We start from the raw sequence: 26,591 nt of genomic DNA on the forward strand, positions 1-26,591 counted from the left end.
GGGATCCGATACATGCCCAGACCAGTTTCATCCGCACTCGGTGCCATGTCGCTTTTGCTGACAGGTCTGAGCCCGGCATTCGCGCAATCTATCCAGCAGGTGGGCGTGGTGCCGGACAATGCAACGCCGCTGCCTGTGTATATTGGCGGGCGCGTCATGGCATCGGATGCAGGCTGGAGGCGTCAATGGCCGGGCACTTATTTCGAGACCGCTTTCGAGGGGAATGAGGCCTGGATCGACATTGGCGAGGGCGAGGTCATGCTGGCCGTCACCATCGATAATGGCGATCCGGTGCAGCTGATCAAGCCCGCTGCCGGGATATACCGGATCGGCGCGTTGGAAGACGGTGCCCACTCGTTCAAGATGCAGGTGATCAGCGAAAGTCAGGCTGGTGCCACAGTGATCGGTGGTCTGTACGCGGAAAAGCCATTGCCTCTGACTGATGCACGCCCGGTCCAGATCGAGTTCATCGGCGACTCCCACACCGTCGGTTATGGCAATACGTCTCCGGTGCGCGAGTGTACCGAGGAGGACGTCTGGCTGACGACGGACACATCGCAGGGACCGGCAGCCCTGATCGCCGATCACTATGGCGCCGACTATCAGGTCAACGCGATTTCCGGGCGGGGTATCGTGCGCAATTATGACGGCTTTCCCGGCAATACGCTGCCGGAAGCCTATCCTTACGCGCTGCTCAATGACCAAACGCCTTACCAGCCGACCGGCTGGGACCCTGAAATTGTGGTCATCTCTCTCGGTACGAATGACTTCTCCACGGCGCTGAAGCCCGAAGAGCGGTGGGAGACAAGAAACGCCCTGCAACAGGATTTCGTCAACACCTATGTCTCCTTCATCGAGATGCTGCATCAGCGCTATCCGGGCGCGTCTTTCGTGCTGTGGGCAACGGACCTCTCGAACGGAGAGATCGCTGCAATGGGCGCAGCTGTCGCCAGCGCCGTGGTATCTGACGGTGAGATCGATATCAGCTTCGTGCCGGTATCGGGCCTTGCCATGACCGGCTGTCATTATCATCCGGATACGACCGATGCCCGCCATATCGCCGATCTGGTCATCGCTGAAATCGGGCCGCTGGCCCCTGAAGCAGAAGACGAATGAAGACCATCGGCCTGATCGGCGGCATGAGCTGGGAAAGCTCCGCTGTCTATTACCGTCTGATCAATCAGGGGATGAGAGCGCGGCTGGGCGGGGCCCGTTCCGCGCGCTCGCTGATGCTGTCGGTCGATTTCGACGAGATCGAGAAATTGCAGCATGATGGCGACTGGCAAACGCTCACCGGGCTGATGATCAAGGCAGCCACAGACCTGCAAAGAGGCGGGGCCGACTTTATCGTGATCTGTACCAACACGATGCACAGAATGGCCGATGAGGTTTCGGCGTCGGTCTCCATCCCGCTCCTGCATATCGCCGACGCCGCAGCCGATCGGATCAAGGCGGACGGGATCGGGCGTGTCGGGCTGCTCGGCACCGCCTTCACCATGGAGCAGGCGTTCTACAAGGGCAGATTGCGCGAGCGTCACGGGCTGCAGGTCCTGATCCCCAAAGAGGCTGACCGAAAGACCGTCCACGATGTGATCTACCGGGAGTTGATCACCGGCAGGGTCGAGGAAGCGTCCCGGCGGGCGTATCGGGACGTCATCACCCGGCTGGTTGACGAGGGGGCAGAGGCGATCATCCTGGGATGTACGGAAATCATGCTGCTGGTCGGACCGGAGGACAGCGCTGTTCCGCTGTATGACACGACAGCGATTCATGCGCAGGCGGCGGTGGATATGGCCCTCGCCTGAAATCCGCCGCACCTACTGACGCAGATCGTCAGGCTGACGGGGCTTATCCCGTTGAGTCGCGCGCTTTTCTGGCGTGGGCCGGCACTGCTGATTGGGCGCCTCGGGAGCAGGAAGCGTCAGGACGTCACCGGCTTCTTGGCTTGCGCCGGGCCGGATTCTCGGCAACACTGGGCGCAATGGGGCCCGCGCCTTTGGCGCCGGGGAAGCTTGGTGGAGGCCCGATGCCAATGTCGGGGGGTATATGACGTCAGAAGTTGTGTTGATGAACCGCAGTGCCGTGGCCATGGCCGCGGACAGCGCCGTGACGATTTCCGGGGCGAATTATCTGAAGACCTATAATTCGGTCGACAAGCTGTTCCCGCTGGTCGATGGCCAGCCGGTCGCGGTGATGATCTATAACAATGCCGAGATCATGTCGACGCCGTGGGAGACGGTCATCTCGCTCTATCGCGAACATGCTGCAGGCAAGCCGATGGACACGATCGAGGCCTATGCCCAGGACTTCCTCAATTTCATCTCCGGCAATCCGGACCTGTTCCCGCCGGACCATCAGGACACGGAATTCTTCAAGCATGTGCTGGTCGTCTTCACCATCCTGGCAGAGGATTTCGACTATCAGGTCGCCAAGTTCATCGAGGCCAAGGCGGGCAGGGTCCGCGATCATATCAACCAGATCTTCGAATTCGTGGTCGAGCAGCTGCATAATGATTACCAGCGCAATCTCGACGATACGCCGCGCGCCGATCTCGACGCCTTCCCGCAGGGCATGGATGAGCAGATCCGGCGCCGCTACAGGGCTGAGATCAACGAGCTGATCGAGGCGCTGGTTCATGCGCTGTCACAGGACCATCCAGGCCTGCACGTCACCGACAAGATCCGTGACCGCCTGACCGACATCGCGGTGTTTTCGGTGACGCGCGATGCGTTCTTCGAGCATTATACCGGCGTCGTCTTCGCCGGGTTCGGGCGGCAGGACAAATATCCCTCGATGCGGTCCTATCTGACCTCTTCGGTCGTGCTCGGCTTGTTGAAACACCGCCAGGACCGGATCGCGGACATGGGCTCGAACTCCGGGCCGGTCGTGCAGCCCTTCGCCCAGGACCGGATGATCCGCACCTTTCTCACCGGCATGGACGGGTATCTGCGCATGTTCATGTTCGGCGAGACGCTGAAGCTGACGACCAATGTCGTTTCCGACCTGGTCGGGCGCGTGCCCGGCCTGAGCGATGACCAGCGTCAAACGTTGTGGGCGGACTATTCCGAAACCAACATGGTCACGGCGTTGCGCGAGTTCTTCCGCTCCGTCGACCGATATCAGCATGTCGTGCACACGCTGCCGATCTATCGCGCGATCCAGACCCTGCCGAAAAAGGAGCTGGGCGAGACGGCGGCGAGCCTGATCAAGCTGAATTCGTTCCAGCAAAAAGTGATGAATTCGATCGAGACCGTCGGCGGGCCGATCGACGTGGCTGTCATCACCCGCAATGGCGGGCTGGAATGGCGCACAGAAAAAGCGGAGCTGTAAGATGAGCCAGAGCGGAGCTGTACGATGAGCAAGAGTGGCGATCGCCTGAAACAGATCTGGCAGGGCTTCGAATCCCGGACCACGCGCAATCTGACCGGCTCGGGCGTCGACAATATTCCGCGCCCGCAGATCCAGGAAATGGAGCGGCACCGCTCGCTGCTTGAAACCGCGCACCGGGCGGCTTCCGTACCAATGCCCGAAGGGGTCGAGGAACCGTCAAAGGCAGCTTTCGACGCCTTGCGCGCGCGCCTGACGACGTTCGACGAGAAGGGACGCCCTGAGAAGAAGCATTACAATGCTGCAGCCGAGCCGGAAGTCAGCATGTCGGCCGCCGAAACGCTCCACACCGAGCAACTGATCCGCGATCTGAAAGTCACCGAGAACCTGACCGCTCGCCGGGAGCTCGATTACATGGGCTATGCCGCGAAGATGCAGGCAGAACGCGACGGCCGCCGCAAACGCCGGAAATTCCTCGGCCTGTTCTAGCTCGACCTGCGTTCAGATCGAATCATTTGAACGCAGAAAGTTGATCTGCTTCAAAGATCCCCTCGGCGCGTCGCGCCGCGGCCTTTGTCATCCGGATCGGTCTCCCTATCTTCAAGCGACAGATAATCGGAGGAGTCATCGATGCAAATTACCACCACCCCGCACATACCGGGCCGCGAGGTTACCGAAGCGCTTGGCGTCGTCACCGGCGAGGCGATCCTTGGCGTCAACATCTTCCGCGACCTGTTCGCCGGGTTGCGCGATATCATCGGCGGGCGGTCCGGGGGATATCAGAAGGCCCTGCGCGAGGCGCGTGACCATGCCATGAACGATATGGCCGAGGAAGCCCGCGCCCTGGGCGCAGATGCCATCATCGGCGTCGACCTCGATTACGAGAGCATCGACACCCAGAAAGGCGCCATGCTGATGGTCTCGGCCAGCGGCACCGCCGTGAAGGTACGCTAGAAAACGAAACCCCCGGCCCATGAGGCCGGGGGTTTCCGCTTCGGGCCGCATAGCGCCTATTCGTCCATCAGTTCCTGAAACTGAAGACCGTCCTTGCCCTGCTGGAACATTTCATAGGCAATGGAGCGCAGCTCCTGCTTGTTGACCGCATGGGGGCTCGATAGATCGCTCGGTGTGACCGCGTTGCTGATCTTGCCGCCGGTTTCAGCAGCAGCCGTTCGGCTGGCGCCCTCGCCGAAGGACGCTTCGACCATGGACGCGCTGGCGAAGACGCGATAATTTTCGAGAACGCTGAAGAAGACGATGAGATCGACCGCAAAGGTGCGCTTCGAATAGCCGTAGTCGGCGATCAGGTAGCGTTCCAGCACCGACTGGCTGCCGGTGTTGTCGTACCAGTTCTCGGCGCTCGCGAAGAACAGCGTATTGTTGAAGCGGTCATTCTGTTCCGCCGACAGGCCGGAATTCAGGAAGGTAAACATGGCGAGCCCGACGCAGCGCCCTTCATTGCAGGCGGTCGGCAACAGGATGACATTCTCGCCATTGTAGCTTGCCTGGATTGCCTGCTGACCGTTCAGGTCACCGAGGGAATGCGCAACGCCGGCATCGCTCAGAAGCGGCGACAGCGTCTCGACATTGAAATCAAAGATCATGGACGCATCGCTCGACGCCCCCAGTGAATTCATCTGCGCGGTCGCTGGCAGAACCATGCCGGCGACTGCCATGCAGGCAGCAGAAAATGTGACAGCAAGCTTGTTCATGAATATTCCCCTCCAATTGAAGCGATATCTCATCACCAAGGCGGGGGAACGTCAATCACGCGTTTAGGGGAGGTCCGTCAGCTGGAAAGCCGGTCTGGCGAATTGCCCGGCTAGCGGACGAGTTCTGCGCCATCGATATCCTTACCTGCAAACAGCGCGGATATCTCTTCGCGGGCATCCATCGTCACCCGATAGCCGATCTCGATGAATTCATCGGCGCGATCAAAGGATGTCGGACCGGCAGCACGCATATCCGGCATCAGGCGCACATCGGGCTTGTGGATTTGCGATTTCGCTTCGGCCAGCTGGGTCTGGAAGATGTCGATCGTGGCGATCGCGGTCTCGAAGAAATGCGGCGTCGCCTGCATTTTCGCCTTCGCCATCTGCAACTGCCGTTCGACATAATGGCGGGTATTGGCGACCAGATTGTGCAGCGGTTCCGGCAGCAGGTGCTGCTGCTCGATCAGGGGCGCCGGCTCGACCAGGGTGACCGCGCGGGTCGGCGGCGGATCGAACCGTTCCAGCGTCAGCGCAACGGCGGTGAGGTCGACGGCGATGACCTTGTCGGCGCCGAGCGAGCGGGCAAGGTCGACCGGCACCGGGTTCGACAGGGCCCCATCGACGAGCCAATGATCGCCGTGATCCTGGGGCATCTTCGCGGCGTGGATCACCATGGGGATAGCGCTGGACGCGCGCACGGCGTCGATGACCGAGCCTTCGGTGATCCACAATTCCCGCCCGGTGCCGAGATCGGTGGCATTGACGCCAAACGGGATGGGCAGGTCGGCAAAAGGCTTGTCGGCGTGGCGGAAGGCCTTGAATGCGGCGTCGGGGTTGAGGAACCCGCCATGTGACAGGTTCACGGCAAAATCACGCATTGCTGCCAGCGGACCCAGTTCGCGTGCCCATTTCTCGAATTCCGGCAATACCCCCAAAAGATGGGCCCCGCCAACCAGTGCCCCGACGGAGCACCCGGCGATCACGTCCGGCTTGAGGCCCATGTCGTCAAACGCCCGCAGGACGCCGATATGGGCCCAGCCGCGGGCGGCGCCCGAGCCGAGTACGAGGCCGACCTTCGGCCCGGTTCGTGACGGCGTGGTCTGAGGCGTAAGGGTTTTATTAAGCATTCATTAACATTCTTCTACTCGAACGGCATTTCACCGCAGGGGCGACTCTGGATAACTTGCCGGGTCGGCACTCTGGTCCCGGCTTGCGAACACTTGCACGATACCGTCACTCACGCGGTCTGTCTCACACTGGCATAGGAAATACATATGCTGCAGGGCTTCAAAAAGAAATCAACTCCGTCACCGAAAGAGCGCAAGAAAAGCTCGCTCGATGACCTGCCCAAAGCTGTGAGCTTCGAGGACGAGAACCTCACCCAGGGCTTTGACGATGCCTTCGATGCGCCCGCTTCGGCGGAGACCGCGGCGCCTGGAGAGACAACCGCGTCGACAAGCGGGTCCGAGGACAGGAAAACACCGATTGCAGGGCAAGGCGAGGGCAAGGGGCAGCGCGGCGGTCTCGGCATTTCCGCCATCGACGAATTGCGCCTGGCGATGAAAGCCGAAGACAAGGACCATGTGCAGAGCGCGAATGGGCCGACCGGCGAGAGCGGTGACGGCCCCGCCGCCATATCGGCCTCCAATCCTGTCGAGGACCAGCAAAGCCGTATCATTGCACAGCTGGAAAAGGCGGAGCGGGAATCGCAAAAAGCGGGTTTGGCAGCCGCAGCGCTCGTCGCGACGAAGGACGATGAAGCCGAAACAGGCTTGCAGGACGACCGGCATGACGCTCCCAGAGCCCCGGCCGTGCCGGCATCCATTATCGATTTCGAACCCGAAAAGCCGTCATTGTTCAATCGCCTGTTCGAAAAGATTGCCCCCTTCATCGTCTGGGGATCAATGGGCTGCGTCGTGGCGAGCGTGCTTTATGCGCTGACCGTCGGTGTCGCCTCCGGCGTGCCCTGGCTCATCCTTCTGGGCGGCCTTGCCGGGATCCTGTTGCTGATGATCGGCGGCGCCGTGACGAAATCCTTCTCGCCGCTGATGCTGGCCGGGGTCCTGATGCACCGGGCCGCCGGTAACGACAAAACCCGCGCCGTTCAGCTCGCCGGGAAGGATATCCTCGAACCGCTCGGACTCGCCGAGGATATATTGAACGCCGACAAGGATGCGCGCCTCGTCACCACGCGCGAGGGCGTCGTCGTTTATGCCAACGAGGCCTATCAGCAGGTTGCCGAACAGGCAGGGATTCGCGGCACGTCCGGCCTGCCGCCGCGCATCGACCGGCTGTTCAACGCTTCGGGTCCGGAATCGCGCAAGGTCTTCCGCCTGTGCCGTGCCGCCAAGTCGGGCCAGCCGACCGAAGAGATCATCACCCAGATGATGGGCGCCGAGGCCGGGGCTGCCCGCCTGCGCCGGTTCGAAATTTCCCTGCGCCCGATGCGCGACAAGGCGGAACACATTGCGTGGCGCCTGCGCGAGCAGGAGGTGGAGGATGTCGTTGACACGCTGACCACGGCCTATCGCAAATATCCGCGGCCGGTTTTCGGTCTCGAGCGCTCCGGTCAGATCGTCTGGTACAATGAGGCGATGGCTGAATGGGTCGGGGCCATCAAGGGGTCGCTGCAGCTGTCCGATTTCATCCTCGGCGAGGCCGATGACATCGTCAAGGAACTGTGGGACGAGAACGAGAAACCGACCGAGGCGCGGATGCGCAAGCGGGCAGGGGGCGCCGTCGATATATCCCTGACGCCATTCCTGCGCGGTGGTGTCGGCGAGGGGTTTGTCTGCATCGAACTGCAGCCGGTCGAGGTTGGCGATGCTGCTTCCCGCGAGCTTGCCAGTGCGTCGGGCGACATGACCGAGGCACCGTTCGGTATCGCGGTGGTCGAGGGCGATATCGGTTCGGATGCGCGGCTGGCCGAGATCAACCGGGTCTTCGCCGACCTGTTCGAGATCGAGGGCAATAACCCGCTGTTTTCCGAATGTTTCTCCGAGCAGGTCGCCCGCGATCTCGCCGCCGCGCTGAAGGCACGCAACACCAACTCCGCCCTTGCCCGTCCTGTCGAGGTCAAGATCGGCGATGGTGCAGCGGCCAAGTTCGTCAATCTCTATGCCCGCCCGGTCAAGCGCCGCCGCGGCAGCTATGGCAAGCGCCAGACGGTACTTTATTCCGTGGACGTTTCTTTCCAGAAACGCATGGAAGAGGATTACTCGCAGGACCAGAAGCTGAAGACGATCGGTCATCTGGCCGGGTCGATTGCCCATGACTTCAACAATTTGCTGCTGGTCATCATGGGCTCGTGCGAGTTCCTGATGCGCCGGCACGCGGCGGGTGATCCGTCCTATCCCGACCTCGTCCTGATCCAGCAGAATGCCCAGAGGGCCAAGAACCTGACCTCGAACCTGCTCGCCTTCTCGCGCAAGCAGACGCTGCAGTCAGAGGTGCTGTCGGTCACCGAAATGCTGCGCGACTTCTCGCCCTTCCTCAACCGGTCCATCACCGAGCGGGTGACGCTCAACGTCGTCAATGGCCGCGGCCTACCCAGGGTCAAGGCCGACAAGGGCCAGCTGGAACTTGCCGTCATGAACCTCGCGGTCAATGCCCGCGATGCCATGCCGAAAGGCGGCGAGCTGACGATCGAGACAATACTGGTCAAGGCGCCCGATGTTGCCAGTTATGGCTATGCCGTGCTTGACGATGTCGATCAGGTCCTGATCGAGGTGTCGGACTCCGGCACCGGCGTTCCCGAGGACATTGCCGAAAAGATCTTCGAGCCATTCTTTACCACCAAGGGCGAAGGCAAGGGTACCGGTCTCGGCCTGTCGACCGTGTATGGCGTCATCGGCCAGATGGGCGGGCGCATCTTCCTGCACAACCGCCCGGGCGAGGGGGCGACCTTCCGCATCTTCCTGCCGGCCTCCTATGAGGAGGAGACCACGAAGGATGTGCAGTCGGATGGTGGCAGCAAGATTTCCGAGGCCACCGACCTCACCGGAAAGGGACGTATCCTGATCGTCGAGGACGAGGACGGCGCGCGCACCATCGTCGTGCGTGCCTTGCAGATGTGCGGCTACGAGATCGTCGAAGCGACCGACGGCGAGGAGGCAATGGACATTCTCGACGCCGACGACAAGCCGTTCGATCTCGTCCTGTCTGACATCATGATGCCGGAGATGGATGGCCCGACCTTCATCCAGGAGGCCGGGGAGCGGCTCGGCAAGGCGAAGGTCATCTTCATGTCCGGCTATGCAGAGACGGCGATGCGCGACAAGCTGGAGGCGATCGAGGGCGCAGGCTATCTGCAAAAGCCGTTCAGCCTGAAAACCGTCGCGGCCAAGGTGAAGGAAGCGCTGGCCGTCTGATTGCCGGCCTGCCAGCTGTATTCTGGCATCACATCTGCGTCACGGACCGCCAATTCGGGCTATTTCCCGGTCTTGCGGTCTCTGTTGCCAAATTTCGAACGCTATTTCCCCTGTAACGTTTCAGGTCTATGGTAAATCTACCAATGCGAGGAGACTGACCAGCATGACATCTGACAATAAATCGAGATTCAACCTGCGCGGCATAGCTGTCGCCAGCCTTTTGGGCACGACGACGGTCCTGAGCGGCTGCGCCAGTGTCGGTTCAGCCTTTACGCCCAGTTCGGCCGACATGGCCCAGGCGGCCCAGCCTGCGTGGCAAGAAATCAAGCAGAAAGAAACGATTTCGCGCAGCAGCAGCTACAACAACCGCGCCCAGCGGGTCTCGAATAACATCCTCGCAGCGACCGGACAGAACCCGTCGCAGTGGGAAGTCGTCGTGTTCCAGAGCGACGATCTGAACGCCTTCGCCCTGCCGGGCGGCAAGATCGGCCTCTATACCGGCATCATGGACCTGGCCTCGACCGACGGCCAGCTGGCAACGATTGTCGGCCACGAGGTCGCTCACGTCCTGCAGAACCATGCCGGTGAGCGCTATGGCCAGACGGCAGCGACCCAGCTCGGGGTAGGCCTTGCCGGTGCCGTGCTCGAAGGGCGCGGCGTACAGGGCTCCAGCGGTATCCAGCAGGCACTGGGCCTCGGCGCGCAGGTTGGCGTGCTCCTGCCGTTCTCGCGCGAGAACGAGCTGGAAGCAGACCGCCTCGGCCTTCAATTGATGGCCAAGGCCGGTTACGATCCGAACGAGGCCGTCGATTTCTGGCGCAAGATGCAACGGGCCAAGGCCGGCAGCGGCGCGCCACCCGAATTCCTGTCGACTCACCCGGCTGACGATCGCCGCATCGCCCAGCTGGAAGGGATGATCGACGAGATGGGATATTGATCCCCGAAATTTCAGCCTGAAACAGGCATGATTTGATCTTGCAAAGAGGGCTGAGCGCGATTAGGTTCCGCCCTCTCATTTATTGAGATGCCGGCTTAGCTCAGTTGGTTAGAGCGCTTGATTGTGGATCAAGAGGTCCCTGGTTCGATCCCAGGAGCTGGTACCATCTCTTCCCTCCTGCCATCCGGAACGCTCATGCCGGAACCATCACGCCGGAACCAACATGATTGCATGCCTGTCTGTGCATCGCCGCCCGGCGCTGTGACCGGGGTCATCAGTGATTGTCTATGCCCTACGACATGTCCCCCGAAAAGGCCGCGCGCGAGGCCGGCCTCGTCTACAGCGATGACAGCGCGCCCGGCTATTCCCGCCGGCGTTCCGGCAAGGGCTATTCCTATTACAATCAGGATGGCGCGTTGATCACGGACAAGGCGGTGCGCGAACGCTGTCAAGGACACCCTTGCCGCTGCGGCCGAGCGTCTGCATAACACCCCTGCCATCTGCCGGAAATCCTATGTCCATCCGCAGATCGTCGAGGCGGTCAAGGATGATACGATCGGCGGCCTGATGAAGCGGGCAGGCACACGCATGCCCGGGGCGATAGACGGGCAGGCGCGCCTGTCGGACACCGAAAAGCGGTTTCTCACGGCCCTGAAGCGGGGGCTGCTGGCCGCGTCCTGACAACAGAACAGAAAGGACGGCACTTCCCATGACCGACACTCCCGAAACGGATATTCCCGACGTCAACTTCCGCATCGACAAGGGCTGGGGCGTGATTGACCTTGACCGGCCGCGCGCGCTCAATTCCCTGACGACGGAAATGTGTGCCGCCGTCGACCATGTGCTGCGCCAGTGGGCCGACAATGATGAGGTCGCCGCAATCATCGTCCGCACCGACAATGAAAAGGCCTTCTGCGCCGGCGGCGATATTCGCGCGCTGTATGATCGCTCGAAGGAAGATCCGCGCGGCGCGGCGGAATTCTTCCGCGTCGAATACACGATGAATGCGCTGATCCATGGCTATGACAAGCCGTATATCGCGCTGGTCGATGGCATCTGCATGGGCGGCGGCGTCGGCATTTCCATCGGCGCCTCGCATCTGGTGATGAGCGAAAAGGCGCTATGGGCGATGCCGGAGACCGGAATCGGCCTGTTCCCGGATGTCGGCGGCAGTCATTTCCTGCCGCGTCTCGATGGCGGTTTCGGCGCCTATCTGGCCCTGACCGGTCATCGCCTGTCCGGTGCCGACTGCCGGTATGCCGGCATTGCCGACCATCTGGTCGAGGAAAACTCCATGGCCGACCTTGAAAAGGCATTGATGGCCATCGGTGCCGAGGATCTCGACGATGATGCGATCTGTGATGTGATCTCGCAATATGAGGTCAACAAACCCAGCCAGCTGACCGACAGCAAGCCCGACATCGACCAGTATTTCACCGCTCCGGGTACGCTCGAGGACCTGATCGCGGCCCTGAAGGGCGGCGGTGGCGGCTTTGCCACGCACACGCTGGAACGGCTGGAGAGAATGTCGCCGACCTCGATGAAGATCGCGCTCGAGCAGCTGCGCCGCGGCAGACACATGTCTTTCAAGGAGGTCATGCGCATGGAATTCGGCATTGCCAGCCGGGTGATGGAGGGGCCTGACTTTCAGGAAGGCGTCCGCGCGCTGATCGTCGACAAGGACAAGAACCCGCAATGGTCACCGGCAACGCCCGAGGCGGTGAGCGACGACTATGTCGCCCGCTATTTCGAGCCGCTCGAAGACAAGCCCCTCGATATCTAGAACAGCCTGCGTCCGGATGGACGCAGAGGAGCTGCTCCAGCATTTTGGAAGCGATCACCTTTTCTGCCTTCAAATGATTCCATTTGAAGGCAGGTTGATTTGTGGCCCCTGCATTCAGGCACTCTGACGCAGTTGCGTGTGCGCGTTCGGGCCCGTTATAAGAGGCATCTGTGAAGCTGCGCCCGCCATCGCGGGCTGATGGACCATGATCGCTGAAATCGGACATCTGGCGCTGATCCTCGCGCTGCTCGTCGCCATTCTCCAGACTGTGGTCCCGCTGTGGGCGGCCCATGTCGGGGATGGCCGCGGCATGGCCATCGCTGCCCCTGCCTCGATCGTGCAGTTCGTGCTGATCCTCGTCGCCTTCCTGGCGCTGATGCATGCCTATGTGACGTCGGATTTCAGCCTGCTGAATGTCTATCAGAACAGCCATACCGCCAAGCCGATGCTCTACAAGGTCGCCGGCGTCTGGGGTAACCATGAAGGCTCGATGGTGCTCTGGCTGCTGATGCTGAGCTTTTTCGGGGCGCTGGTCGGCGTGCTGGGGGCGACGCTGCCGCCCAGCCTGAAGGCAAGGGTTCTCGGTATCCAGGCCCTGATCGGTGTCGGCTTCATCGCCTTTTCGCTGTTTACCTCCAATCCGTTCGAGCGGATTTTCCCGGTGCCGCTGAACGGCACCGACCTCAACCCGCTGCTGCAGGACCCCGGTCTCGCCTTTCACCCGCCTTTCCTCTATCTCGGCTATGTCGGCTTCTCCGTCGCCTTTTCCTTTGCCATAGCCGCGTTACTGGAAGGCAGGGTCGATCCGGCGTGGGCGCGGTGGGTTCGTCCCTGGACGTTGCTTGCCTGGGCTGCACTGACGCTTGGCATCGCCATGGGCTCGTGGTGGGCCTATTACGAGCTCGGCTGGGGCGGCTACTGGTTCTGGGACCCGGTCGAAAACGCCTCGCTGATGCCCTGGCTCGCCGGCACCGCCTTGTTGCACTGCGCGATCGTGGTGGAGAAGCGCGATACGCTGAAGCTGTGGACGATCCTGATGGCGATCACGGCGTTCTCGACCTCGCTGCTCGGGACCTTCATCGTGCGCTCCGGCGTGCTGACCAGTGTCCACTCCTTTGCCAGCGATCCGGGCAGGGGCGTTCTCCTGCTTGGCCTGTGCGGCATTCTGACCGGCGGCGCGCTGATCCTGTTTGCCTTGCGCGGCGCGGCGATGAAGCCGGGCGGCACCTTCTCTGTCATCAGCCGGGAATCGGCGCTGATCCTCAACAATCTCGTTCTGTCCGTGCTGCTCTTCACCGTGCTGATCGGCACGTTCTGGCCAACGATCGCCGAGGTCATCACCGGTGAGCGAGTTTCCGTCGGCCCGCCATATTTCAACCTGATCTCGATCCCGCTGATGCTGCTGCTCTCCGTGTTTATGGGCTTTGGCGTTCTGTTGCCGTGGAAACGGGGCAATCTAAAATCGGCCGCGCTCGGCCTGAGATGGGCGATCGGTCTCGCAGGTCTCGTTGCGGTTGCCAGCCTGATTGCATCCGGTTTCAGGAATGTCCTGGCCGCGGTCGCGCTCATCATCAGCATGTTGATCATTTTCGGCACGCTGACGGACATTGCCTTTCGCTCCAAGATGTTTCAGACCGGTGCGGCGGAAACGCTGCGTCGCCTGCGGGGCTTTAGCCGTGCCTATTGGGGCGGCTCGCTCGCCCATCTCGGTCTCGGCGTCGCCATCCTCGGCATGGTCGGCACATCCCTCTGGGTGAATGAGACAATGCAGGTCATGGCGCCCGGCGACGAGGTCGAGGTCGGCGGCTATGCCGTGCGGTTCAATGGCGTCTCCGAACGCAATGTCGCCAATTATCGCACGGAGATCGCCTCGGTCACCTTGCTGCAAAATGGCGTCGAGGTCGCAGAGCTCTCACCCGAACGGCGCTGGTATCCGGTCGCCCGGCAGATGACGACCGAGGCCGCGATCCATCCGCGCTGGTTCGACGACGTCTATGTCGCGATCGGAGAGCCGCGCGGCGAGGACGGGCGGGCGCGGATCGTGAGGGCCTATCACCACCCCCTGGTCATGTATCTCTGGTCCGGTGCCATCCTGATGGTGCTCGGCGGCCTTGTCTCCCTGTCGGACAGGCGGCTCAGAGTGGGCGCGCCGCGGCCCTCGAGGCGGTCGTCCGAGCGGCCCGGCGTGGCGCCAGCCCCCAAGCCCGCACCGGCGGAGTAACGGCGATGATCCGGCTTGCATTCATCATGCTGGTTGCTTTTGCCCTCCTGCCACTGAAGGCCGCGGAACCCGGCGAAGCGCTGGACGATCCATCGCAGGAAGAGCGCGCCCGGATCCTCTCGCAACAGCTTCGGTGTGTCGTCTGCCAGAACCAGTCGATCGATGAATCAGACGCGCCGCTCGCGCGCGATCTCCGCCTGCTCGTCCGCGAACGGATCGAGGCGGGCGACACCAATGACGAAGTGATGGACTATGTCGTCGAGCGATATGGCGAATTCGTCCTGCTGCGCCCGCGTTTCGAGGGCGAGGGGATCATCCTGTGGCTGACACCGTTCCTGCTGCTGGTGATCGGGGCAGGGCTGGTTGTCGTTTACACCCGTCAGGGGGCTGCGCAGCCGGCCGCGCCGCAACCGCTGAGCCAGGAAGAATTGAGTGATCTCTATCGTGTGCTGAACGAGCGCCCGGTCTCTCCCGACCAGGCACGATCCGTGCGCGTCGATCCGGAGGTCACCGAGGGACGGCTGACCGGCAAGGATAAATCCGGCGATTGAAGGCGGTGAAAGCGGTCAGTTCCGGGCGCTGAAGGCGTCGATGCCCAGAGCCGTGCGCGCCTGTTGATCGGCCGGGTCGAGCTGCAGGACGCGTTCATAGGCCGTCTGCGCCGCGTCGATCTCTCCCAGCGTCATCCGGATATCTGCCAACTGCCTCAGCGCCGCCACGTCTTCGGGGTCTCGCGCGAGCCGCTCGTCGAGCGATTCCAGCAGCACTTGCGTATATTCGGCGAAGATGGCCGCGTTCTCGCCCCGGGTCAGCTGCACCGCGGTCTCATAGGCCGGGATCGCATCCTCCTTGCGCCCGCTGGCATAGAGGCTACGCCCCAGGACGAGCCATTTCGCCGGGTTGTTCAAATCGGTCTGCAGCTCTTGCGTCAGCCTGCGGATGACCGGCCGTGTCTTGCCCGGTTCGGCTGTAATGGTCGCAAGGATCTCACGGGCATCGGCCATGCTGTCCCGCGTCTCGGTCAGGCCTGGCTCGCCATATTGCAGATAGAGGAGGCCGGCGGCCAAGGGCATCAGGCCGATCATAACAACGCTGACAAGGGCGACCGGCCGGCTCGTCCCGCCAGGCCGTGACCGGCTTTGCCGTCCCGCCGCGATCAGCCGGCGCTCGACCTCGAGGCGCGCGGCGCTCTCTTCCCCGGCGGTGATCACGCCGCGGGCGCGGTCCCGCTCGATTTCCGCCAGCTGGTCCTTGTAGATGGCAATCTCATGGGCAGGCGCGGTCGGCTTGCCCTGCCGCCGCCACAGGGCGAGGGCAAGGACGCCGACAGTGGCGAGCGTCAGGGTGATGGCGATCAGGACAAAGAGCATGAGCGCCTACTGGAATGCCTGGATGCCGGTCATTGCCCGGCCAAGGATCAGCGCATGGATGTCGTGCGTGCCTTCATAGGTGTTCACGGTCTCCAGATTCATCGCGTGGCGCAGCACGTGATATTCCTCCGAAATGCCGTTGCCGCCATGGATGTCACGGGCAATGCGGGCAATTTCCAGCGCCTTGCCGCAATTGTTCCGCTTCATCAGCGATATCGATTCCGGACTGTAAGCGCCCTGGTCGAGCGCCCGGCCGACAGCGAGTGCCCCCTGCAGGCCAAGGGCGATCTCCGTCTGCATGTCGGCGAGTTTCTTCTGCACCAGCTGGGTACCGGCAATCGGCTTGCCGAACACGATCCGCTCCATGGCGTAATCGCGCGCAGCCTGCCAGCAGAATTCCGCCGCACCCATCGAGCCCCAGGCGATGCCGTAGCGCGCCTTGTTGAGGCAGGAGAAGGGACCCTTCAGGCCCTTCACATCGGGCAGCAGGTTTTCTTCCGGCACGAAGACGTCATCCAGCACGATCTCGCCGGTGACCGACGCGCGCAGCGACAGCTTGCCGGTGATCTTCGGCGTTGCAAAGCCGTCCATGCCACGCTCGACGATGAAGCCGCGGATAACGCCGTCCAGCTTGCCCCAGACGACGGCGATATCGGCGATGGGAGAATTGGTGATCCACATTTTCGAGCCATTGAGGCGATAGCCGCCATCGACCGGCTTGGCGATTGTGCGCATGGCACCGGGATCGGACCCGCCATCGGTTTCGGTCAGGCCGAAACAGCCGACCATGTCGCCGGTCGCGAGCCGGGGCAGGTATTTCTTCTTCTGGGCTTCGTCACCGAAGGCCTCGATCGGATACATGACGAGCGAGGACTGGACCGACATCGCCGAGCGATAGCCGGAATCGACGCGCTCGACCTCGCGGGCGATCAGGCCATAGGCGACATGGGAGGCACCGGCGCCGCCATATTCCTCGGCAACGGTGGCGCCGAGCAGGCCCTGTTCGCCGAGTTCGGTCATGATCGCGCGGTCGAAGCTCTCCTCGCGATTCGCCTTGATGACGCGCGGCATCAGCTTCGATTCGCAATAGCCGCGGGCGGCATCGCGGATCATCCGCTCTTCCTCGGTCAGCTGTTCGTTGAGGAACAGCGGATCGGTCCAGTCGAATGTCAGCGTCTCACCGGTCCTGGGGCTCGTCTCGGCCATGGCAACCTCCTTGTCATACCCGGTCCTGATGTCTGGATGTCGGGTTTTCCTGTTCTGGTGCAAGCCTATAGGCTTTTCCGCCGCATGGCTCCAGCCTCGCGGTCAGACGAATCAGCGCGGGTCGATCAAATTGTTTCTCAGTGAGGAGAATTTCTGACCGCACGCACGGCGGAATTGCCGCCGGGAGCCGGCGCGGCGGTCAGCATTTTATCATCTGGCGGAAAAAGAAATGGCTCCCCAGGCCGGACTCGAACCAGCGACCCAATGATTAACAGTCATTTGCTCTACCAACTGAGCTACTGGGGAACATTTGAAGCGCGGATATAGCAAAGCGTTCGCGGCTAATCTACCGGAAAAATCGACTGTGGCGCACTTTTTTCAGCGTCCTCTCCGCGTGTGAGCCTGCGCAAACGAGGACGGCCCCGCTTGGGGAGGCGGGGCCGTTACTCACTGTCGTGGGGTATGGTGGGGTATCTTCTTGGGAGAAGATAGCGTCATCATGCCCCTAAAAAGTTAATGGAGAGTTAACTAAACACCTAAACTTAACCTCCGTTAAAAAAATCATTCGGCCGGGCTTGGGCGCACCCCAAGCTCGCCGTCATAGTCGTCATCCAGGGCGTCGATGTCTGGGATTTCCTGATCCTGGTTATGACCGAAGGCCGGCTGTTTTTCACCGGTCCAGAGCCCCTTGTAGAAGCGCTTAATGTCGACACCGATCGTGTAGAGCGCCGGCACGAACAGCAGCGTCACGAACAGGGCGAACAGGACGCCGAAAGACAGGGCGATGATACAGGGCCGCAGGAATTGCGCATCGAACGAGTCTTCCATGAGAATTGGCACCAGACCGATGAAGGTCGTCAGCGAGGTCAGGATGACCGGCCGGAAGCGGGTCACGCCGGCCTCGACCAGCGCCGCATAGGCCCCGACGCCTTCGCGCCGCAACCGGTTGACGTAGTCGATCAGCACGAGGTTGTCGTTGACCACAACGCCCGCTGCCGCCCCGATCCCGAAGAAGGAGAACATGGCGAAGTTCTCGCCCAGCAGGAAGTGGCCGAAAACCGCGCCCATGAAGCCGAACGGGATCGCCGTCATGACGAGGATCGGCTGGGCATAGGACGAGAAGGCAATGGCGATCAGCATGTACATCGCAAACAGCGCGATGCCGTAGAGAACCGCCAGTTCCATCAGGAATTCCTGCTCTTCCTTGCCGGCGCCGCGTTCGCGGACCGAGGCACCGGGATGGGCTTCCTTCCATTCCGGAATGAAGTTCTCGTTGAAGTCCTTCATCAGCGCAGCGGCGTCAACGCCTTCCTGGAACTCGGCAGTGACGACCGCAGAGCGCTTGCGTCCGAAGCGGTCTATCCGCTTGTAGCTGGGCGCGTAGGAGATCTCGGCGACGGCCGACAGGGGGATTTCCCGGCCATCGGCTGTCCGGATGCGGACATTCTCGATCGAGTCGAGATTTTCCCGTGTCTCCTTGGGATAGCGCACCATGACGCGGACATCGTCGCCCTCGCGCGGCAGGCGCTGGACTTCCTCGCCATAATAGGCCTGGCGCACCTGCTGCGAGACCTGTGCCAGTGTCAGGCCGAAACGCTCAGCGCCCGGCTTGAGGCTGACGCGGATCTCGTCGGTGACCGATTGCAGGCTGTCGCGCACGTCGTAGACGCCCGGATAGCTGCGCAGATAGGCCTTGATGTCTTCGGCACCGAGACGCAAATCGTCGAGCGACTCCGATTCAATACCGAAATTGAACTCCGGGCCGCTCTGGTTGATGGTGTAGGAGATGGTGATGTCTTCCGCATCCGGAATCTCTCCGATATATTCCCTGAACTTCTCGGAAATACCTTCTGCGCTGATATCGCGGGACTCTGCCTCGGAGATCGTCATGTAGGCGACGACATTGGTGTCGCTTGCCTGGACATAGGTCGAGCCGATCGTGCCATCGCCATGGATGCCGTCCATCTCCTCGCGGAGATCGAAGACAGCATCTTCCAGCCGGTCAAAGACCTGCAAATTGCGGCTGAACGGCGTGCCTTCCTGCATGGTGATGACCACGCTGACGAAGCGGCCTTCGACATTGGGCATGAAGTTGAAGCCGATCCAGCCCTGGCTGAGCAGGGCAACCGCCACGGCAAAGGCCCCGATAAAGAGGGTCGCCGTGACATAACGCAGCTTGATCGCCAGTTCGATGATCGGGCGATAGATCTTGTCGGCAAAGGATATGATACCCTCGGAGAAGAAGCTCTGAACCTTGTAGAAGGCGCTGTTCTTGTTCTGGGGTTTCATATGCGCAAGGTGCGCCGGCAGGATCATGAAGGATTCGATCAGCGAGAAGGTCAGGGCAAAGATGATCGTGAAGGTGATGTGCTTCAGGAACTGCGACGCCTCGCCCGACACGAAGATGAACGGGAAGAACGCGATCATGGTCGTCAAGACGGCGTAGAAGACCGGCTTGGCGACAAGTTGCGTGCCCATCACGGCGGCTGTCAGGCCCTTGCGGCCCCGCTCCACCTGTCTGTGGATCGACTCACCGACGACAAGCGCATCGTCAACGACAATCCCGATGACGAGCAACAGCCCGAACAGGGACAGCATGTTCAGGGACACCCCGACCATCGGCAGGAAGATGAAGGCGCCGATGAAGGAGATCATGATCCCGATCGTCACCCAGAACGAAACGGCCGGGCGCAGGAACAGGAACAGCACGATCAGGACCAGGGCGAAACCGATAAGGGCGTTCGAGGAGACGAGCTCCATCCGGTCCTTGTAGAGATCGGAGAAGTCGAACCAGACTTCGAGTGTCATGCCGTCGGCAAGGTCGTCCTGTTTTTCCTCGACATACTGCTCGATCGCCTTGGACAGGGTGACGACGTTCGAAATCTCGGGCGACTGGATATTGAACAGGACCGATTCCTTCCCGTCGGTCAGGCCTTTCTCATTGGCATCGACAAAGCCGTCGACAACCGTCGCGACATCACCAACGGTGATGTTCGATCCGTCGCGGGACTGGCGGATGACGATCCGCTCGAATTCCTCCTCGGTGTTGGCGAGGTTGCGCACGGCAAGCTGCACCGTGCCCGTGTCCGTGCGCACCGAACCGGAAGAGAGGTTCAGCGAGCTCTGGCGGACGGCATTGGCGACGTCGCTGAGGGTCAGGCCATATCGGCGCAGGGATTCCTCGGAAACCTCGATCGAGACCTCTTCGGGCAGAACGCCCCAGACCTCGACCAGCGGCGAGCCGTCGGGCAGGGCCGCGAGTTCGTCGCGCATCTCACGGGCATAACGGAAGAAGTCCCGCCGCTCCATGTCATCCGGCGCCGTCAGCGACAGGAAGACTGTCTGCGAGTTGAACCGTGTCTCGCGGACGATCGGCGGGAAGGCGTCCTGCGGGAATGTCGAAATGCCGTCGACCCGGTTCTTCACCTCATTGGTGAATTCCGTCATGTCGGCAGCATCGGTCGCATCGACCGTGACGCTGGCAAAACCGTCATAGGCCGTGGAATAGATCTCGTAGACATTGTCCATGTCCGAGACCGCTTCCTCGATCCGCAGGACGATCTGTTCCTCGACCTGTTGCGGGTCAGCGCCGGGCCAGCTGACGGAGACGGAAACCTGGCTCGGTTCGACGCTCGGAAACACCTCGCGCTCCATGTTGAAATACTGGATACCGCCAACGATGAGGATGGCGATCATCAGCAGGTTGGCGGCAACGCTGTTGCGTGCCCACCAAGAAATAAAGCCGCCCTTGGGTGTCATAACTGAGCTCCCTGGCTGGCATCGGCACCGGTCGTTCCGGCTGCCGTCGTATCGTCTGCCTCGGCGTCGCTACGGCGCGATCTTGTCGACGCATCACGTTCTTCCGGAGAGATCGCAATGACTTCGGTACCGTCTTCAAGGCCCGGTGCACGGGAGACGACGACCTTGTCGCCATCGTTCAGGCCGCCGGTGATGACGAGGCCATCCTGTACGGAGGCCGAGATGATCACCTCGCGCTGCTCGATCGTTTCATCATCGAGGACGACATAGACGATGCCTTCCTCCTGCATGGCGATGCGCGGCACGACGAACGCATTTTCCAGCTCGCGGCCCTCGATCCGGGCATCGACGAACAGGCCCATGGCGAGCGGGAAGCCATTGTCGGCTCCACGGCCATAGGGGTCGCGGACCTCGGCGATGGCTGAAATCTGCCGTGTGCCGGGGTCGATGGCGGCATCGGTACGGACCAGATGGCCCTGCCATACGCGCATCTGGCCGGCAACCGTCGCATTGAGATAGACCAGCGGGCCTTCTTCATAGCTCTCGGCCTCGAAAGCCAGCGGCAGATCGAGACGGGCAAGATCATTGTCCGACATGGGCAGGCGGATCTCGGCGACATCGGTCGCGAAGAGCTGGCCGACGACGAAGCCCGGGGAGATGAACTGCCCGACATCGGCATTCTTGGACCGGACCCGGCCGTCAAACGGCGCCCGGATCGTCGTGCGCTCGAGTGCGAGACGGGCATTGCGCATCTCTGCCTCGGCGCTGGCATAGTTAGCCCTTGCCTGGTTCAATTGCGGCTGGCGCAGGGTCAGGGAAGAGGGCTGGTTGCCGCTTTCGAGGCCACCGAGATCTTCCCAGTCACGCCGGGCGAGCTGGGCTTCGGCTTCTTCAAGTTCGAGGGCCTGGCTCGCCTGAGCAACCCGGGCCTCGGCCTGGGTCACGGCAAGGCGATAGTCTTCCTGCTCGAGCTGGACCAGCATCTCGTCCTTGCGGATGACGCCGCCATTGGCAAAGTTCGGCGAGATGGCAACGACCTTGCCGGAGACCTGCGCGGTCAGGGCAATCTCTGTCTTGGGCATGACCTCGCCCTGAGCCGTCACCGACAGGTTGATCGGCTGGCTGTCCGCCACGCGGTAGAAGACCGTCGGCGGCTCATAGTCCGCTTCCTTCTTCTCAGGCTTGGGCCGCATCGCGCCCATGGTTGCAATGAGGCCGATGAAGCCGGCAACAAGCAGCACGACCGTGATGAGTGTGCCGAAAACTACAAAAATCTTCCGTATCATAGATCCGCTCCTGCGGCAGTTGCAGCCTCAGACGTACCCGTCGCCTGTTGCCACCATTTTCTGAAAAGCGACGGGGATGCGTCTTCGCCCTCGGCATCCAGGTCGCCACTAAATCTCTCCGGTCCCGCATCGAACGTACCGCCCAGTGCCAGATAGAGGCTGATGCGGTTGTTCAGCCGCTGCTGTCTCGCGGCGATGAACTGGGACTCGGTCTGAATCCGGCGTTGTTGTGCACTAATAAGGTTAAAAATGCTGGTAGTGCCGTTCAGATATTGACGTTCGGTGAGGTCCTCTGCGGCAACCGCTTCCTCATAGGCCAGTTCAAGGGCCTCTTCGCGCGCTGCCAGCAGGGTCTCTGCCGTAATGGCGTTTTCCACGTCGGCAAAGGCATTCAGCACAATGCCGGCATAGGTGAATACGGCAGCTTCGGCTGCGGCTTGCTGGGCCTTCGAGTTGGCGAGCAGCCGGCCACCCTGGAACAGTGGCTGGATCAGGCTTGCCGACAGCGAACCGACCAGATTGTCCGTATCGAAAATATCGTCGAAATCCATTGAACCGTTGGAGGCCGACCCTGTCAATCTCAGCGCCGGCAACAAGGCCTTGCGTGCCTGCGAAGCCCTGAGGCCCGCTGCTTCGAGACTGTACTCCGCAGAGATGACATCCGGACGACGGTCGAGCATGGATTGTGGTGTGCCAAGCCCGATCACGACGCCGTCCTCATTGATGACGGGAGCAATGGCGGGCAGGGCGTCGGCGCTGTCGAGTTCGGCGGCCGGATAGCGGCCGAGCAAGACCTCCAGTCCGCGGGCGGCTTCCGTCTCGGCCTGCAGGCGCGATTGCAGTTGCGCCTCGCTATTGGCAAGAGAGGAGCGGGCAAGGCGGACATCGAGGCTGGACGAAATGCCGCGTTCATAACGGCGCTCGGTGATCGACAGGTTCGCTTCCCCCGTTTCGACATCACGCTCGGACAACTCCCGCTGCAGACGGGCAGCGACGAGGCCGTACCAGTTCTGTGCCACAGCGCCTGCGATAGACAGCCGGGCGGCCGCATAGTCGGCCCTTGCCGTAGCGGCATCGAGATAGGCAGCACGGGTGGAGTCCGTGAGCCGGCCCCAGATGTCTGCCTCCCAGTCGAGCTGGGTACCCCAGCTATAGCCGGTGGCATAGGTGCCATCGCCCATGGTGCGCTGGACGGAGCGGGTCGTACCGATCGAGCCGGATAGTGTGGGCAGAAGCGATGCGCGGGTCGCGACAGCCTGTTGCCGCGCGATCTCCACGCGCCGGGAGGCCGCGCCAAGGTCGGTATTGTTGTTCATTGCTTCGAGGATGAGCGTTCCGAGCGCATCATCGGACAGATCATTGACCCAGTTCAGGGGTATCGCCCGAGCGCTGGAGACGTCCGTCATTTCCTGCAGAGATGCCCACTGTGTGGGAGCCTCGATCGTATTGAGCGCATCTTCTTTCGATACAGATGCACATGCGGCCAGCAAACCAAAGACTGACAAGGCTGCCGTACGGCGTAACTTCATTTTGTTCCCCTGATCCCGCCCTCTACGAAACCAAGCTGGCTACATATAAGGATGTTTTGTCGAGACGCCATATCTGTCATGCGATCAACTAAATTGATCTTAATATTGGTTGGCTCGATTGATCGGGATTGCGCCTAAAAGCCATCGTTTAGAGTATATTATTCCATTTTTATAGACGAAATTGGCAATTTGATGCAGACAAGCGGCCAAGAACTATATTTTTAGTGCAATTTTTTCGGTTTTCGGCCGTTGAAGACCTGCGTGGCGGGCATTCTGAGACCCGACCATTGTCAAGATTAACCAATCAGCGTGGCAAAATTGCCACGAGTTACCGGGGGCTATGGGGTCACACCATAAAAAAACTGCGCCCCCGTGAGGGCGCAGTCGAGAAAGATTTAGGAGAAACCCGAAAGTGGGCTCAGCGACGGAAACCGTCGCCGGACATTTTCATAACACGGCATCCAGAATAAATAAATCAAAAATAAATAACTTGCTGGCGTCCGCCGCCCTGTATTATGAAAACGCCCGACAAGCTGTCGCGAAGAACGGCTGTCGCAAGGGATGAAAGGGTCTTGAGGGTGCTGACCAGAGTCACAGTGTCAGGATTGAGCTGCCATCGGTGCCCCGATTTGCCTGCGAGCAAAGGAGGCACCGGATGACGCGGAGCGACGACCTCATGGACCCGGGGATATGGCCCGCCAAGGGCCGGCCCGCCCGTAACGCGAAGATCGAGGCGCAGGTCGCCGACCTGCTGGAGCGGATGAGCCTCGAGGAAAAGGTCGGTCAGGTTATCCAGGCCGATCTCGCCAGTGTCACGCCGCAGGAAGCCCGCGACTATCACCTCGGCTCTATCCTCAATGGCGGCAATTCCGCACCCGCCGGCAATAACCGCGCTGCGCCCGCAGACTTTCTCGACCTCGTCGACAGCTTCTACCGGGCATCCGTCGACGCGACCGGCGGGAGGATTGCAATTCCGATCCTGTGGGGCACCGATGCCGTGCATGGCCATAACAATATCGTCGGCGCCACGATCTTTCCGCATAACATAGGCCTTGGCGCCGCGCGCGATCCCGACCTGATCCGCCGGATCGGCGAGGTGACGGCTTTGGAAGTACGCACGACCGGCATGGACTGGACCTTCGCGCCGACACTGGCCGTGGCGCGAGACGATCGCTGGGGGCGGACCTATGAGAGCTATGGCGAGCATCCTGATGTCATCGCCTCCTATGCAGCGGCGATGGTCGTGGGATTGCAGGGCCGTCCCGATACTGATGATTTCCTGTCCGATAGACGCGTGCTGGCGACCGCAAAGCATTTCGTCGGCGATGGCGGCACCGAAAATGGCGCAGACCAGGGCGATTGCCGTGCCAGCAATGAGGACATGAGAGATATACACGCGGCTGGCTATCCACCGGCTCTGGAGGCCGGCGTGCAGACCGTCATGGCGTCGTTCAATACGTGGCATGGCCGCAAAATGCATGGCTGCCGGGAGATGCTGAACGACGTGCTGGTTGACCGCCTCGGCTTTGACGGGTTCGTCGTGGGGGACTGGAACGGCCATGGCCAGGTCGAGGGATGCACCGCCACGTCCGCTGCGGCGGCGTTCAATGCCGGCCTCGACATGTTCATGGCGCCGGATAGCTGGAAGGGGCTTTACGAGACGACGCTTGACGATGTCAGGGCAGGGAGGATCAGCGCGGCGCGCCTCGACGAGGCTGTGGCGCGCATCCTGCGCGTCAAGATGCGTCTTGGCCTGTTCGAAGCAAAGCCGCCAAGGGAACGCGCCCTTGCCGGGGAATTTTCCCTGCTGGGATCAGATGCCCACCGGGTCGTCGCGCGCGACGCCGTGCGCAAATCGCTCGTCCTCCTGAAGAATGATGGCGTGCTGCCCATCCGGCCAAACAGCCGCATTCTCGTGTGCGGCGACGGGGCTGACAATATCGGCATGCAATGCGGCGGCTGGACCCTGTCCTGGCAGGGGACGGACAATGTAAATTCGGATTTCCCCAATGGGCAATCCATCTTCGCCGCCGTGACCGATGCCGTGGCCAATTGCGGCGGCTCTGTCGAGCTGTCGCCCCGGGGGACATGGTCGCAAAAGCCCGATACTGCGATCGTCGTTTTCGGCGAATACCCTTACGCCGAATTTCAGGGTGACAGGGACACGGTCGATTTCAGCTCCGACGGTCCGCTGCAGCTGATGAAATCTCTGCAGGCGGACGCCATCCCGGTGGTGGCCGTCTTTCTTTCGGGCCGGCCTCTTTGGGTCAATCCCGAGCTCAACGCGTCGAATGCCTTCGTCGCTGCCTTCCTGCCCGGCAGTGAGGGGGCGGGGATCGCCGACCTCCTGATCGGCGACATGGCCGGTAATGCGCGCCATGACTTTTCCGGCAAGCTCAGCTTCTCCTGGCCCCGCCACCCGCGGCAATCACCGCTCAATGTCGGCGATGCGGATTACGACCCGCTATTCGCTTATGGCTACGGTCTCAGCATCACGGACAGCCATGTGCCGGTTGACCATGACGAGAGCTGTGCCCTGCCGGTGCGCGGCAGCTATCGGCTGGCGGACCTTTTCATCGCCGGTCAGGCCCGCGGCGGCTGGCAATTGCTGCTCGCCGAGGGCGACGGCGACGAACTCGCCATCAACGCGCCGAAGGTGGCAAGCGCCAGCGGTCATATCAGGGTCGAGGCGAGGGACCACAAGGCGCAGGAGGACACCCGCCTTGCCACATGGTACGGCCCGGCAAGCCTGCTGATCTCCGGGCCGCCGACGGATTTCTCCCGCGAGGTCAATGCGCAGATGTCGCTGATCCTGACCTGCCGTGTCATCTCTCCGCCGGCAGGGCCGGTGATGCTAACGATGAGGGATGGAGACGGCATGGAAGTGCAGGTCGATATTGCGGCGCAGATCAGCAGCGCCGATGATGACTGGCAGACCGTGGCCGTTCCTCTTTCCTATTTTGTCTCGATGCACCTGAACCAGAAAGCCGTCACGCAGCCATTCGGTCTTTATGCGGAAGACCCGTGGTCGGTCCAGATCGAGGGGATCAGGGTCGGTTCCTGGGAGGGCAGCGAAAACCATGACTGAAAA

General features: G+C 61.5%; 19 protein-coding genes and 2 tRNA genes. 13 read left to right on the plus strand and 8 right to left on the minus strand.

Annotated elements, in window-relative coordinates; genetic code table 11:
- Positions 1-12 precede the first annotated feature (12 nt).
- The 5 genes from IEV88_RS03345 to IEV88_RS03365 all read left to right on the plus strand — a co-directional run bounded on the left by IEV88_RS03345 (position 13) and on the right by IEV88_RS03365 (position 4,281).
- Positions 13-1,116: an SGNH/GDSL hydrolase family protein gene (locus tag IEV88_RS03345; RefSeq protein WP_188159863.1), complete on the plus strand. Its 1,104-nt coding sequence runs from the start codon at positions 13-15 to the stop codon at positions 1,114-1,116.
- On the plus strand, positions 1,113-1,805 hold the full coding sequence (locus IEV88_RS03350; protein ID WP_188159864.1) for an aspartate/glutamate racemase family protein: 693 nt from the start codon (positions 1,113-1,115) through the stop codon (positions 1,803-1,805). Before IEV88_RS03345 ends, IEV88_RS03350 begins: the two co-directional genes overlap by 4 nt.
- A gap of 262 nt (positions 1,806-2,067) precedes the next feature.
- Positions 2,068-3,330: a hypothetical protein gene (locus IEV88_RS03355; protein WP_188159865.1), complete on the plus strand. Its 1,263-nt coding sequence runs from the start codon at positions 2,068-2,070 to the stop codon at positions 3,328-3,330.
- 24 nt (positions 3,331-3,354) lie between these two features.
- Positions 3,355-3,816, plus strand: coding sequence for a hypothetical protein (locus IEV88_RS03360; protein ID WP_188159866.1), 462 nt, complete (start codon positions 3,355-3,357; stop codon positions 3,814-3,816).
- Between the two features lie 141 nt (positions 3,817-3,957).
- Entirely contained in the window at positions 3,958-4,281 is a 324-nt protein-coding gene (locus IEV88_RS03365) for a YbjQ family protein (protein ID WP_188159867.1), read from the plus strand.
- A gap of 56 nt (positions 4,282-4,337) precedes the next feature.
- On the opposite strand, the gene IEV88_RS03370 is transcribed toward IEV88_RS03365, so the two are convergent.
- Both IEV88_RS03370 and IEV88_RS03375 read right to left on the minus strand, forming a co-directional pair.
- Positions 4,338-5,039, minus strand: a complete 702-nt coding sequence (locus IEV88_RS03370; protein WP_188159868.1) for a type III secretion system chaperone family protein — start codon at positions 5,037-5,039, stop codon at positions 4,338-4,340.
- Between the two features lie 110 nt (positions 5,040-5,149).
- Positions 5,150-6,166 carry a patatin-like phospholipase family protein gene (locus IEV88_RS03375; RefSeq protein WP_188159869.1) on the minus strand — a complete coding sequence of 339 codons (1,017 nt, stop codon included), beginning with the start codon at positions 6,164-6,166 and terminating at the stop codon, positions 5,150-5,152.
- A 147-nt stretch (positions 6,167-6,313) separates the two neighbouring features.
- On the opposite strand from IEV88_RS03375, the gene IEV88_RS03380 reads away from it, so the two are divergent.
- The 7 genes from IEV88_RS03380 to IEV88_RS03410 all read left to right on the plus strand — a co-directional run bounded on the left by IEV88_RS03380 (position 6,314) and on the right by IEV88_RS03410 (position 14,901).
- The gene (locus IEV88_RS03380) at positions 6,314-9,409 is read left to right on the plus strand and encodes an ATP-binding protein (RefSeq protein WP_188159870.1); all 3,096 of its coding nucleotides are present in this window, start codon (positions 6,314-6,316) and stop codon (positions 9,407-9,409) included.
- Between the two features lie 163 nt (positions 9,410-9,572).
- A complete protein-coding gene (locus tag IEV88_RS03385; RefSeq protein WP_188159871.1) occupies positions 9,573-10,346 on the plus strand; it encodes a M48 family metallopeptidase in 774 nt (257 codons plus the stop codon).
- Between the two features lie 89 nt (positions 10,347-10,435).
- Positions 10,436-10,512, plus strand: a tRNA-His gene (locus tag IEV88_RS03390).
- Positions 10,513-10,633: 121 nt separating this feature from the next.
- The gene (locus IEV88_RS03395; RefSeq protein ID WP_188159872.1) at positions 10,634-10,834 is read left to right on the plus strand and encodes a hypothetical protein; all 201 of its coding nucleotides are present in this window, start codon (positions 10,634-10,636) and stop codon (positions 10,832-10,834) included.
- A gap of 221 nt (positions 10,835-11,055) precedes the next feature.
- Entirely contained in the window at positions 11,056-12,129 is a 1,074-nt protein-coding gene (locus tag IEV88_RS03400; protein WP_188159873.1) for an enoyl-CoA hydratase/isomerase family protein, read from the plus strand.
- 205 nt (positions 12,130-12,334) lie between these two features.
- Positions 12,335-14,350 (plus strand): heme lyase CcmF/NrfE family subunit, encoded by a 2,016-nt coding sequence (locus tag IEV88_RS03405; RefSeq protein ID WP_188159874.1) that lies wholly within the window; start codon positions 12,335-12,337, stop codon positions 14,348-14,350.
- A gap of 5 nt (positions 14,351-14,355) precedes the next feature.
- The gene (locus IEV88_RS03410) at positions 14,356-14,901 is read left to right on the plus strand and encodes a cytochrome c-type biogenesis protein (RefSeq protein WP_188159875.1); all 546 of its coding nucleotides are present in this window, start codon (positions 14,356-14,358) and stop codon (positions 14,899-14,901) included.
- 15 nt (positions 14,902-14,916) lie between these two features.
- Here the strand turns inward: IEV88_RS03410 and ccmI are convergent, their stop codons facing one another.
- From ccmI to IEV88_RS03440, 6 genes are all read right to left on the minus strand, one after another.
- Positions 14,917-15,720: a c-type cytochrome biogenesis protein CcmI gene (gene ccmI, locus IEV88_RS03415; RefSeq protein WP_188159876.1), complete on the minus strand. Its 804-nt coding sequence runs from the start codon at positions 15,718-15,720 to the stop codon at positions 14,917-14,919.
- Positions 15,721-15,726: 6 nt separating this feature from the next.
- On the minus strand, positions 15,727-16,926 hold the full coding sequence (locus IEV88_RS03420; RefSeq protein WP_188159877.1) for an acyl-CoA dehydrogenase: 1,200 nt from the start codon (positions 16,924-16,926) through the stop codon (positions 15,727-15,729).
- Positions 16,927-17,156: 230 nt separating this feature from the next.
- Positions 17,157-17,232 (minus strand) — tRNA-Asn (locus tag IEV88_RS03425).
- Positions 17,233-17,487: 255 nt separating this feature from the next.
- Positions 17,488-20,685 (minus strand): efflux RND transporter permease subunit, encoded by a 3,198-nt coding sequence (locus tag IEV88_RS03430; protein ID WP_188159878.1) that lies wholly within the window; start codon positions 20,683-20,685, stop codon positions 17,488-17,490.
- On the minus strand, positions 20,682-21,971 hold the full coding sequence (locus IEV88_RS03435) for an efflux RND transporter periplasmic adaptor subunit (protein WP_188159879.1): 1,290 nt from the start codon (positions 21,969-21,971) through the stop codon (positions 20,682-20,684). Before IEV88_RS03435 ends, IEV88_RS03430 begins: the two co-directional genes overlap by 4 nt.
- Positions 21,968-23,500 (minus strand): TolC family protein, encoded by a 1,533-nt coding sequence (locus tag IEV88_RS03440; protein ID WP_188159880.1) that lies wholly within the window; start codon positions 23,498-23,500, stop codon positions 21,968-21,970. The genes IEV88_RS03435 and IEV88_RS03440 overlap by 4 nt, the downstream gene beginning before the upstream one ends.
- Positions 23,501-24,155: 655 nt before the next feature.
- On the opposite strand from IEV88_RS03440, the gene IEV88_RS03445 reads away from it, so the two are divergent.
- Positions 24,156-26,588, plus strand: coding sequence for a glycoside hydrolase family 3 protein (locus IEV88_RS03445; RefSeq protein ID WP_188159881.1), 2,433 nt, complete (start codon positions 24,156-24,158; stop codon positions 26,586-26,588).
- The last annotated feature ends 3 nt before the right edge of the window (positions 26,589-26,591 follow it).

The organism is Aquisalinus flavus, assembly GCF_014640095.1.
Classification (GTDB): Bacteria; Pseudomonadota; Alphaproteobacteria; order Caulobacterales; family Parvularculaceae; genus Aquisalinus; species Aquisalinus flavus.